9 protein-coding genes are annotated in these 12,511 nt (G+C 63.4%); all 9 read left to right on the forward strand.

Annotated features, from left to right (window positions below):
* Nucleotides 1-74: 74 nt before the first annotated feature.
* Nucleotides 75-383, forward strand: a complete 309-nt coding sequence (locus IPK85_02660; protein MBK8246301.1) for a hypothetical protein — start codon at nucleotides 75-77, stop codon at nucleotides 381-383.
* Nucleotides 383-964 carry a hypothetical protein gene (locus IPK85_02665; protein ID MBK8246302.1) on the forward strand — a complete coding sequence of 194 codons (582 nt, stop codon included), beginning with the start codon at nucleotides 383-385 and terminating at the stop codon, nucleotides 962-964. Before IPK85_02660 ends, IPK85_02665 begins: the two co-directional genes overlap by 1 nt.
* A 214-nt stretch (nucleotides 965-1,178) precedes the next feature.
* A complete protein-coding gene (locus tag IPK85_02670; protein MBK8246303.1) occupies nucleotides 1,179-4,805 on the forward strand; it encodes a hypothetical protein in 3,627 nt (1,208 codons plus the stop codon).
* Nucleotides 4,806-4,856: 51 nt separating this feature from the next.
* A complete protein-coding gene (locus IPK85_02675) occupies nucleotides 4,857-5,216 on the forward strand; it encodes a hypothetical protein (protein MBK8246304.1) in 360 nt (119 codons plus the stop codon).
* 23 nt (nucleotides 5,217-5,239) lie between these two features.
* Nucleotides 5,240-7,714 (forward strand): hypothetical protein, encoded by a 2,475-nt coding sequence (locus IPK85_02680; GenBank protein ID MBK8246305.1) that lies wholly within the window; start codon nucleotides 5,240-5,242, stop codon nucleotides 7,712-7,714.
* Complete coding sequence (locus IPK85_02685) at nucleotides 7,714-8,829, forward strand: hypothetical protein (protein ID MBK8246306.1); 1,116 nt, start codon at nucleotides 7,714-7,716, stop codon at nucleotides 8,827-8,829. Before IPK85_02680 ends, IPK85_02685 begins: the two co-directional genes overlap by 1 nt.
* Before the next feature lie 126 nt (nucleotides 8,830-8,955).
* Nucleotides 8,956-11,337: a heparin lyase I family protein gene (locus IPK85_02690; protein MBK8246307.1), complete on the forward strand. Its 2,382-nt coding sequence runs from the start codon at nucleotides 8,956-8,958 to the stop codon at nucleotides 11,335-11,337.
* A gap of 1 nt (nucleotide 11,338) precedes the next feature.
* Nucleotides 11,339-11,677: a hypothetical protein gene (locus IPK85_02695; protein MBK8246308.1), complete on the forward strand. Its 339-nt coding sequence runs from the start codon at nucleotides 11,339-11,341 to the stop codon at nucleotides 11,675-11,677.
* On the forward strand, nucleotides 11,638-12,510 hold the full coding sequence (locus IPK85_02700) for a hypothetical protein (protein MBK8246309.1): 873 nt from the start codon (nucleotides 11,638-11,640) through the stop codon (nucleotides 12,508-12,510). Before IPK85_02695 ends, IPK85_02700 begins: the two co-directional genes overlap by 40 nt.
* Nucleotide 12,511: the final 1 nt, after the last annotated feature.

Below are 12,511 nucleotides of genomic sequence, written 5' to 3' on the forward strand. Positions count from 1 at the left end.
GATACGGCCGAGTTCGGGAATCTGGGAAGCAGGTTCGGGCCCACAGGAAGGCGTGGAAGGACGCAAACGGCGACTTGCCGTCCAGCGTCCTTGTCCTCCACCATTGCGATGTTCGAAAGTGCCGCCGCCTCCAGCATCTATGGATTGGCGACGACGCCGACAACATGCGTGATCGGGACGAGAAGGGCCGAGGCGCAACCCCTCCGCAGGGCCTGCGCGAGACCGCATCTCGTACCAAGCTCGACACGCAAGCTCGACTGGTGATCATCGAAGCAATCGAGAACGGCGCCAAGAAGGAATTGCTGGCCGTTCGGTTCGGCGTTCACCCGAAGACAATCGCAAGCATTTGGCGTTACCGCGCCAATGATGGATGGAGGAAGTAATGCCAGCTCAGACAGAGTACAGCGCCCCGGCCTGGGGCAAGTCGCCATTCTTCGACCTGGAACTGCCGTCGGGCGGCGTGGTCCAGTGCAAGCTCATCGATTTGCAGGTCATCGTCGCGGCCGACATGATCGACGAGTTCGACAAGCTGGCTCCGACCGCCGACGAGAAGGTGGTCAAGCCGGCCAGCGGCAAGCGCCCGGCCGACCGGAAGGCCAAAGAGCCGACCAAGAAGGAACGGGCTAAGGAAGAAGCCAAGGCGCTCCGCGAGTTCTTCGCCAAGGACAACATCGACGCCCTCACCACGATGATGAGCCGGGTGCTCCCGCTCGTTATCGTGCAGCCCGCCGTAGAGACTTCGGTTTACAAGACGGACAGCGGCACATGGGAAACCATTCCCCCGCAGGACCGCAAGGACGGCGTCATCTACGTCGACACCGTGCCGCTCGCGGACCAGATGACCATCCTCCAGGCCACGATGGAAGGGATGGATATGGACGGCCTCCAGCAGTTTCGTGAGCAGCCCCAGCCGTCTGTGGCAGACGTGGAGGTTGTCCCAGTCCGTACGGACCCGCCCATCTGACCTTATGGGCATCCGACATGACGCGGTGGCGTTCTACCTTGACCGGGTAGTTGCCAATATCGGAACCATGATCGAGTCGGAAATTGAAGAGGCGCAAGCCAAAAGCAAGAACAGCAAGGGTGCAGCGGTCAAGGCCCAGCTGGTACTGAATAGGTGGCTACGCGCGGAGGGCGGAGCTAGGTATAGAGACCCAATGGCGCGATAGGAGCCCCCAGTGGCAGACTACGACCTCGGCACCGCCCACGGGCGAATCGTCGTCGACTACCATGACAAGGGCACTGGTCAAGCCGGCAAGGATCTCGACGGGCTGAAGGCTCGGGCCGCAGCACTCCTGAAGCAGTTCCAGGAGACCAGCTCCAAGTACGTCAAGAGCGCGCAGAACATGGCGTCCCAGGGGACATCGCTCCTGGGACGCCTCGGCGCAGCGCACCGCAACCTCGGCCAGAACGCCAGCCAGCTGACCGACGACATCACGCGCCTCTCGCGGACCATCGGAATCTTTGCGGGCGGGTTGGCGGTAGTCGCGCCCCTCCTGACGCGGACCGCGAGCGGCGCAGCCACCCTCAAGGGCGGCATGCACATCGTCAGCTCGTTCGGGCTCGCGCTCGGGGCGGTGCCGAAGGGCGCCGAGGGCTTCCCCAACGTCATCAAGAAGATCATCCAGCTCTCAGCGGCCGTCTCCCTGTTCGCGGGGAGCACATCGCTCATCGCGACCGCCACAAAGCGGTTCGGCGCTCTCGGAGCAGTAGGCGGCCTGATAGGCAAGTTCGGCGGGGCGGTCAACTCCGCGGCCGGTCCGTTGCACGCCGTGGCCGGCATTGCCGGTAAGGCCGCATTCGCCATCCTACAGTTCCGGTTTGTCAAGTCGATCATCAAGCCCGTCCTCATGTTCAATGGGGCCCTGGGCGGGCTCGGGATCGCGCTGCACGTTGTGGCCGGCCTGGTAACCTCGGTCAAGGATCTGTCCGGGGCCGTCGGCTTGCTCCCGGCTGTACTTGGCGCAGCGGTGTTTGGCATTGCGGCCTTGAAGATCGCCACGATGGGTCTGAAGGACGCATTCAAGGCGTGGGATGACCCAGCCAAGTTCGCCGAGGCGCTGAAGAAGCTGCACCCCGAGGCAGCCAAGACCGTACTGGCGATCAAGAGCCTTGAGGGCGCGTTCAAGGATGCGCAGAAGCGGCTCCAAGGACGCCTGTTCACCGGGCTTGCCCAGGAGGTGCAGGCGCTCGGAAAGACTTACATGCCAATCCTGGAGTCGGCATTTGGCCGCGTCCTGGACTCGGTCAACCTGGCTGGCAAGCAGGTCATCACATTCCTGCGATCCACAGAAGGCATTCGGCAGTCCAAGTCCATCGTCGGCGACTTCGCCGGGGTCTGGGGCAATGTCCTCAGCGCGGTCGAGCCGCTCGTTGAGGTGCTGCTCGACGTCGTTGAGGTTGGCGCCAAGGTCCTGAACGACCTGACGCGCGGCGCGGGCAGAGCGGCCCGAAGCTTCGCCAACTTCGTGGATGAGGCTCGCAAGAGCGGCAAGCTTGAGCAGTGGATCCGCAAGGGCGTCGATGCGGTCAAGGATCTCTGGGCCATAGTTGTAAATGTCGGCAGGGCGCTGCGCGGTATCTGGCGCGGACTGAATGGCGGAGAGGCTAAGAGCTTCCTGGCCACGCTGCGCGACATGACCGCGCGGTTCAACGAGTTCATCCAGTCCGCCGAGGGGCAGCGCATCCTCGGTTTGCTCGGGGGCCAGCTCGACAAGCTCGCCGCCAATGCCCAGAAGCTCGGCGACGCCTTTGTCAAGTATGTGCTGCCGGTCCTGGAGAAGTTCCTGCCGATCATGACGGCGCTCTCGGGCGGCGTTATCGACGGCATCATCACCGGCATGAAGATCCTGTCGCCAATCTTTCTGGCGCTTGCGGCCGCCCTGACGCCAATTGCCCCGCTGCTCGGCTACATCCTGTCTGGGATGGTGGCGTTTGCGGTCGTTGTCGGCGGTCTCGCGGTCGCAGCCAAGATTGCCGGCGGAGCGATCCTGATCCTCAAGTCGGGCCTGGACACCGTCAAGGGCGCTATGTCGGTGGCCGGCTTCGCCACGCGGCTCCTGACTGGCAACCTGAAGGCCGCCGAGCTCCAGGCGCTGCGGTTCGCCGGTGCCATCGGCAAGAACGCGGTCAAGGGCATCTACACATTTGTGCGGAGTTCCGCACTCATCAAGGGTCTCGGCATCGTCGCCGCGCTCGCAGCCATCACCGTTGCAGCTGACAACCTGCTGCCCGAGGCGGACCAGTCCAAGCTCGACCGCTCGGCGCTCGGCTCGCTGCCGGACTACCTGAACCAGTCGCGGCAGGACCTGTCGGATTACGCCGACTTCGTGCGCGGCATCCTCACCGACCCGTCGGCCGAACTCGGCAAGCAGCAGGCCGACATCCGGAGCGAGGTCGACCAGACCGGCGCGACCTGGCGCGCGGGTAAGGCGCCGATCCAGGAATGGTTCCGCACCGTCAAGGAGTCGTTCCAGACCGACTTCTTGGATGTGATGACCGGCCTGCCCGGGAAGATTGGCGGCTGGCTCTCTGGAGTGGGCGAGTCCTTCAACACCTCTTTGGTGGTGCCTATCAAGGCTGCCGCCGCGCGGGTGAAGGAATCGTTCATGACGGACTTCGTTGGGTTCTTCACCACAACCCTTCCGCAGTCGATTACTGGTGGTCTAACCACACTTCGCACTACAATTCAGACTAAGTGGAATGAACTAGCCGGTGATGCGCAAGGCGTGCCGGAACGGATCATGCACGCGCTTGGTTCTTTGACAGGCATTTTCTTGACCTGGGTCACCACCAACTGGGGGATTCTCAAGACCAATATCCAAACCAAGTGGAACGAGATTGTTGAGGAGACCAAGACCCTCCCCGGGCGGATCGGCGCCGCGCTGACCACGCTCGGCGAGACCTTGTGGCAGAAGGCGGTCGAGGCCTGGCAGCGCTTCAAGGATGGCGCGAACCAGAAGGTCGGCGAGGCCGAGGGTGAGGCCCGCGCGGTACCCGGCAGGGTTGGCTCTGCGATCTCCGGCCTGGCGCAGGAGCTGTGGAACAAGGCAGTCGAGGCCTGGAACCGATTCAAGGCCGCCGCACAGCAGAAGATCAACGAGGCACTCGCTGACATCCGGGCGTTCCCGGGCAAGGCTGCGGCCGCGATTTCCGCGCTGGCTCAGCAGCTCTGGCAAAAAGCGCAGGAGGCTTGGCAGCGGTTTAAGGCCGCTGCGGCAGGCAAGATGAACGAGGCCATTGCGGACGTCCGAGCGCTCCCTGGACGGCTCGTCGCGGCGCTCGGCAACGTTGGCAGCGCACTGTACCAATCCGGCGTCAACTTCATCGATGGGTTCAAGCGTGGCATCGACGCGGCCAAGGCTCGGGTGCTCGCTTCGGTCCAGGCGTTCATGGCAGGCCTCCGAGCGTACTTCCCCTTCAGCCCTGCTAAGAAAGGGCCATTCAGCGGGCGCGGGTACACAAGCTACTCCGGAAAGGCGCTCGTGGAAGACTTCGCCAACGGCATGCTCAGCAACAAGAACATGATCCAGAGCGCCGCGAGCGCTGCAATGCGGGCTGCAAACCTGTCGGGCTCGTTCAACCTCTCCGGAACGGCAGCGGTCGCAAGGTCCGCAACAGCAGGCCTGGCAGCTGCACCGCCCGCCTTGGCAGGGCCGCTACCGGGCGGCTCGGATGGATCGAGCGCGCCGGTGACTAACAACTACAACGTAACCGTTCCTGCAAGGGACATTGCGGAGATGAAGAACGTGGCCGACTTCTTCGGCAAGGTGCAGCAGAAGGCTCGCGCCGGAAGGGCAGCCTGAGACTGGCGAGGTGCTTAATCGACGCGGTGCGCGGACCCAAATGATGGGTCCTTGGAGTCGTCGACCTGGAAGCACCAGGGCGGATTGGACGCCAACCCCGACTTCGAGAGTGATGCCCGGCGCGGAGAGGGCGCTACCTACTCGGCCGGGCAAGACCCCGACACCGGTGCGCGGCTCGTCAATGGCGGCCAGAAGTGGAACAACGGCGACCAGACCTTGCGGTACGAGACGTTCGTCATGTTCCGGCCGAGCGCCGGGTTTGCGGTACCGCCTGGGATCGGGCAGATCGAGGTCGTCACCTCCTCGCTGCGAGTCTCGCGCGGCAAGTTTGTGTATGACAACCCGAATGACTCCAACTTTGGCGCCAAGGACTCGCGGCATTCCGGAACAACGACTGGAATGCGCCGCTGAGCGCTTCTGCTTGGTTCGACCTTATGGCCGTCTCTGGCAGCGGTGTTGGAACTAACTACCAGCCCGAAGCCGAGTTGGCTGGGTGGGTGCAGGACCGTACCGCGTCAGGCATCTTGTATGAGGGCGGCGGGGAGGTGATGCTGACTAAGGTCCGGGACCACCTCGCTGCGGGTACCGACATTGGCTATGTCATGTTTACCTGGACTGCGACCCAGGTCTACCCAGCCAACCAGATCTGGCTCGTCAGTCTGATCTCCTCGACGGACGTCCTATTCGCTCCCAAGTACCACCCGACGCTGCAGGTCCGGGCGCAGCGCAAGCACGCCCTGAACTATGTTGGCGGCGCCTCGATCCAGATGACGGATGGCACTGCGGTGTTCCTCCGCTATGATGACGCTACGAAGAAGTACAACCTGTACTACCAGAAGGTCAACCAGACCACCCCTACCCTTATCGATTTCCTCAAGGGCAAGGTGGGTGCGACTGACAACTCCGGCGGAGCGGCCCAGTACTTCGGCCACGAGCCCGCATTCCAGGCGTATGGCCTGACCCGCGATGACCAGAACAACATCTATGTAATGGGCCCGCGCGGCAACCCGCAGACCGGCACATACGGCCAAAAGGTTGCGAACGTCTGTGCATACAAGTACACGGGCAACTACACTTGGAGCCGGTTCACGCAGACCACGACCTGCGAGAACACGCTGAGTGACACCGACACGCACCGGGGGTTCATCAACAACCTCGTGCCGGTCTGGCTCCCGGGCGGACCGTTCCCCTCGGGGCGGCTCGCGGCTGTGCACTCGCGCCGGGATGGGCAGTGGGGCCGGTACCAGATGGGCGTGCACTCGATGGTGGCCGGCTGGGCAACCGGCGAGGCAGGCGCGGCCCGGACGCCGTCCCGGGCCTACGCGGGCGACGATGCTGCGGTGACGGGCTGGTGGAGGTCGTACAACCCCTCAGGGTCCAATCTCGACGCATTCCGCGACGGCGACAACGTGCGGATTGCCTCTGCGGTGTCTGCGCTCGGTCCGGATGAGACGGAGCGCTCCGGCGGCCTGACGTGCGCGATCTCCAGCGCCAACGTCGTCGGCAAGCCGACCCTGATCTCAAGCTCGCTAGCCACGAACTCGCCGCACGACCCGGATGCGAAGATGCGGGCGGTCTGGCTGGGCGAGGGCTCGCCGTACTGGGCTGTGGCCCGCTACGGTCACATTCAGATCCTCCGCAAGTCGGATGGTGCGATCGTCCGGCAGATTGACCTGCCATCTAACGGCGTCTCTGGCTTCCCGGCCCGGTCAGTCCTGCAGAAGTCGCAGGCCTGGGATGTGATCTGGGACTCGAACGACAAGGATTGGATCTGGACCTACTACCGAGACGCGGCCAACCCCCGTGTTATCAACAAGGTCCGCTACAACTTCATGACTGGAGCTCTGGACACGGCATTCCAGTTCACAGCCGCCCCGCTCGGCGCCTCAGGCTCGGAGATCGTGGCAATCCGCGTGCCGCGGCAACAGGTCGACGCGCGCTGCGTTCTGGTCGACGTCGCGATGCAGGACGGGGCGGGTACGCCGACCGCGCTCCTGACGCTGCGCGACACCACGATGAACAAGCCGCCCAGCAAGCCGGTGCTGGACGCGGTCAACTCGTTCAACGCGACTTCCACCAAGCAGATTGACTGGACGTTCCAGGACAACAACCCGTCCGACTTCCCCACGTTCCAGAGCATCGAGATCCGGAACATCGCAACCGGGGCGACGTCGCTCAGCGTGACGCATACGGCGCTCACGGTCGTCAACTCGACGCTCCGCAAGTACCGCTACACGATCGCCGCAAACGCGCTGACGAATGACGCGACGTACCAGGTTCGGGTGCTCGCGTTCGACTCGGTGGATGCGCCGTCGGAATGGTCAGACTGGGTCCAGTTCTCGACGACCTCCACGGGCGGATCGGTCGTCATCACCGAGCCGGCCACTGACAACGAGCCCTTGAACAAGGCGTCATTCGATGTCAAGTGGACCTACTCGAACACCAACCCGGCCATTGTGCAGACTGGCTACCGGGTTCGGGTCTACAACAATGAGACGGGCGTCTCCGTCAGCGACTCGACCCTGGTGACGAGTACCGCGACGACATACGCCATCTCTGGCCTGACGTCGGATATCGAGTACCGCGTTGAAGTCACCATCAAGGACTCCAACAACCAGACTTCTGGCGCGGGCATCCGACTTGTCACGCCGGACTTCAACAACCCGTCCTTGCCAGAGATCCGCGTATTTAGCGGGCCTGGCTACATCGAGATCCGGGTGACCAACCCTCCGCCGGACGGCGACAACCCGGTCACCATCAAGAACCAGATTGCCCGCAAGGAATTGGATCAGCCTGATGATGAGTCTTACGTGGTGATTGGTGAATGCCCGCCGAATGGCGTGTACCGGGACTGGACTGTCGCATCGGGTGTCGAGTACACCTACAAGGCTAGGGGGTCGAGCGAATAATGGCATATGGGCCATGGGGCAATGAAGAGTCTGCCTCCTCACGTTTCAGCGGGACCTGGATAACTGACCCGACCAGCCCAGAGGAAACCGTCATCCGGCTCCGCTATGGCGGCCTCGGGCGGCAGAACTCACGCGACCGTGCCAAGACTGCCCTGCAGTTCGTCGGTCGGTCGTACCCAGTCTATGACGTCGGCAATGCCCGCGCGGAGTCCGTCAACGTCGACACGACGCTGTCCGCCGAGGACGGCGACGTCACGGAGATGTTGGATCTCCTGGAATCTCTGATCGGCGATGGACAGATTGTCCTGTACCGGGATGGCCGCGGGCGGAAGATCTACGCGGTGGGTTCTGACTTCCAGGTGGAGGACCTGGAGCAGGGCAGCTACCGGGTGACCTTCCTGCTGAACCGGGTCGACTTCGATGAGGCGCTTCCCGACCCAGAGACCACCCCGCCGGTCATCGTCAACACGCAGCCGCAGAACCTCGCGGTAACCGTCGACAACTACAGCGGTATGGCCCTGGTCAACTGGGACGCTGTCGACAACACGCAGATCTACCACCTGTACCTGGGCGGTATCGAGGTCGGCTCTACTTCCGAGAACGCCACTACATATGGCCCGCTCGACTCGGGCGAGTACACGATGACGGTGTCGGCCGTTGTCGGCGGAGTCGAGTCGCAGCAGTCCGCGCCATTCGTCTTCAACGTGGACCGGCCGACGACCGACCCCGGCGGCGGGACCGGAACCCCTCCCACCACTGTCCCGCAGAACTTCCGGGCCTTCCCGCAAGCTGACAATCGAGTTCCGCTGCAATGGGACCCTGTGGCTGGAGCCACGCAGTACCGGGTCGAGGAGATCCGCTCGCCGAATGGCGTATCGAACGGCATCACCACATCGACCTCCATGACGCGTGGTCCGCTGCCGGATGGCCCATTCGACTACTGGGTCCGGGGCCTGGTGAATGGTGTCTGGTCGGAGCCATCCAACCACCAGCAGTTCACGCTGCCTTACGACGGCGGCCCAATCTCCGGGGGCGGCTCGGGCGGAACCCGGGGCGGCACGCCTACCCCGGGCGCGCGCCATCCCCACTACGGTGCTCGGTATCAGAATGGGTGACGCCGGTTACGCGCACTATGGCGGGCGCGGCTTTACCGACTCCAGGGCCACAAGGACTACGACCCGCAGACCGCGGAGGACTGGTCCAGCACAACCGCCACCGAGCTCAAGGACAACTACTGGACCGTGATTGACGCGGCGGGTAAGTATGCCGTCGCAATGACGGTCGAGCCCGGCGCGGCCAAGACCTCCCCCAACACGAGCTACCCGCGGTGTGAGCACCGCGAGATGCAGCAGACGTCCAGCGGCAACAACGATAAAGCCAACTGGACAATCGACTCCAACGATCACGACTTCTCCGGCTTCTCCCGGATCATGACGCTGCCGCCGGCCAAGCCCGGCGTGTGCATTAACCAGCTCCATGACCAGGACGACGACACGGTCATGATAAAGAGCATGGCTCTGTCGGGCAAGATTGCAATCGTGCTCGATGTGTATGGCACGCGAGTGGCTGTGCTCCAGGCTGACTTCACGCTCGGGCGGGAGATCTACTCCCGCATCCGCATCAACAACGCCGCGCTGTCGGTCTACTACTCGCAGTCGTCCTCCGGCACGACTTCGGCGACCGTCACCACCAGCACGGCGTACACCGGCACCGTCACCAACACCAATCCGCCCTGGTACCACAAGTTTGGCTGCTACGCGCAGTCGAACGACTCGACCGATACGACCGGCACCAAGTGCCTCGTGTACGTCCGGGACTGGAAGCAGTGGCACACTGGTTGGCCGACCCCGGTCACCGGCAACTACGCGGGTCCCGGCGGCTCGGGCGGGACCGGCGCGCCGATCGTCTCCGCCGGGGCCGATGCAACGGTCGCTCCTGGGGCTACGTTCTCCCGTACGGGGCAGGTCGTCGGCTCCGGCATCACGGCCCAGGGCTGGCGAGTTGTGGGCACAGGGGCCAGCACAACCGATCAGAGCACGGCCGCAGGCAAGCTCGGCTGGGGCGTGCCGAGCGCGGAGAGCGACGAGTTCAACTACACAGGCGCGCCGGACCCAAGCAAGTGGTCCGTGTACAACGGGGCCGGGCACGGCGGCAACGGCGTCCGCTCGCCGCAGCGCGTGACGGTGGCCAACGGCGTCATGACGCTGACCGGGCTCGCGGGCTCGGCGAACACGGCCGGTCTGGAGCACAAGCTGGACCGGCAGTACGGCAAATGGGAGTTCCGCGCCAAGAGCTACTACACGTCAGACCCAGCCGCGCCGGGCGACAAGGACGGCGGTTACCACCCGGTCGGCATTCTCTGGTCGGACCACGCAAGCTGGCCCCTGGACGGTGAGTACGACTTCCTGGAGAATGGGGAGCCGGGACAGCAGGCGGCCGGTGCGTTCCTGCACTACCCGTCGCTGGACGGCTCCGATCACCAAATCGACGTGCCGGATTACCCGGTAGACCTCCGGCAGTGGCACAACTTCGCCATTGAGTGGACCTCCACATTCATCAAGCTCTATGTGGATGGAATCCTCTGGTACACGGCCTCGGGCGGAGCGGCTTCCGACCGGAAGAACATCCAGGCGATGTCAGCCGGCCACCTTACGCTCCAGCTCGATGCGTTCCAGGCAACCGGCCTGATCGGCTCGGCCATGGACATCGAGTGGGTGCGGACCTACCCGCTCACGCCGGTGACGACCAACCCGCAGATCTCCTCGACGTCTCAGGTGAACTACATTGTGCCGACGACGCCCGGAAATTACACGCTGGAGTTCTTCGCAACCAACGCGAGCGGAACTTCAACGGACCAGGTTGTGGTTACTTCTGGTACGCCGACTGAGGGCGGGGAGACCGGCGGCACAGTGCCAGTCGGCTCGACAACCACATTCACCGAGGACTTCGAGCTGGGGAACTTCTCCCGCTGGACATCCGTGCAGAACAAGTCCTATGAGGGCAGCGCCGCCAGCTACAACCTAGGCACCACATACTCGCAGAAGATTGTCAACCAGTCCACAGACCACCCGCACGCGCTGCGCACCGAGGTCCGGGACGGGGACACCGCGGTCGGCTCGCACGAGCGCGCGGAGCTGTCCAGCTTCGGGAAGTCCTGGAATGACCAGAAGGACCAAGAGCGCTGGTACGAGTTCGACATCCGGTTCGGCGACCCGACATGGGCGCCTGGGATGGCGAGCGAGAATGACTGGTTTATCTTCTACCAGTGGCACCAGCCGGTCGACGACGGTTCACCGGCCCTGGCCATGTCCGTTCACAATGATGGCAAGGTGTACATCGAGCGTGAGCCTGACAGCGACTTCGAGTTCATCGGACCGCTCTGGACCGTCCGCCCCGGGGTCTGGGAGAAGGTGGTCGTCCACATCAAGTGGTCCCCCAACTCCTCAGTCGGTTTCGTACACGTCTACCTGAACGGTACGGAGATCCTGCCCAAGAAGATGTGTAAGACGCAGTACTCCGCAGACTTCAACGACTACTATGTAAAGATTGGAACCTACCGACGGAGTAGCATTAGCGGGACCACAGTCGTCATGCACGACAAGCTGCGAATTTCGGGGCCGTGAGATGCAATCTCTGAGCCGGTTCACTGAGTACGCGCCAAGCGTCGTGCTGCGGGCGCTGCGCGGGTCCAAGTCTCTGCGTGAGTGGCGGTTTCGCTATGAGCTACTCACCCGTGACAACATCCGCATCCGAGACCTCGACAACGTAGTCGGGGGCTCGGTCGCCCACGAGTTCCTCGCCGAGACCAAGCGCACAGCCAAGTTTGTCATTCAGGATGACGGCACTATCAACTTCCTGAACCAGCGCGTCCGCCCCTGGGCGGGCGTCAAGATGCCGGACGGCGGTTACATGGAGTGGCCGCTTTGGCGTGTTCGCGCGCGACGACGCCTACCCGCCAGGTAGACATCTCGGGCGTTGTTACACGCGATGTCGAGGCGTACGACCAGACGATTGTTCTACAGGACGACACCCTGGCGGACAGATACTTTGTCAACAACAACTACCCGTACACGGACGCCATCAACGAGATCCTGGCCGAGACGCCGGGCATCCCACAGAGCTCCATATCCCCATCAACGGCGACAACGCCCGCCGCTTTGGAGTGGGAGCCGGGCACTTCCAAGTATCAGGTCATCTCAGACATGCTGTCGGCGATTAACTACGGATCGCTTTGGTTCGACGGGGAGGGCGTGGCTCGCGCCACGCCCTACGTCTCGCCCCGACTCCGCGCGGCTGAGTTCGAGTACCGCACCGACGACGTCAGCGTGATCCTGCCTGACGCTGCGCAGTCGCTCGACCTGTACTCGCTACCCAACCGCTGGGTGCTGATCGTCTCGAACTCGGACCAGCCAGCGCTCCGGGCGGAGATCCGCAACACCGACCCGGCATCCCCGACGTCGATCCCGAACCGCGGGCGGATCATCACCAGGGTCATCACCGACTCAAACGCGCCGAGTCAGGCCATGCTGAATGCGATCGCCGAGCGGTACCGCGATGAGAGCGGGCAGGTGTACGAGACCATCGACTTCAAGACCGGCCTTATGCCGTTCCATGAGAATGGCGACATGTATGACTTCGAGTATGCCGGGTTTGTCGGCTTTGGTAGGTTCATGGAAACCAAGTGGAGTTTCGATCTGCAGCAGGGCGCAGAGATGAGTCACGAGGCACGTCGGGCCATCTCCATCCTTGGCGGCTTCGGCACCGGTCCCTTCGGAACCATGCCATTCGGAGGTTGAC

The organism is Gemmatimonadota bacterium (assembly GCA_016712265.1).
Classification (GTDB): Bacteria; Gemmatimonadota; Gemmatimonadetes; order Gemmatimonadales; family Gemmatimonadaceae; genus RBC101.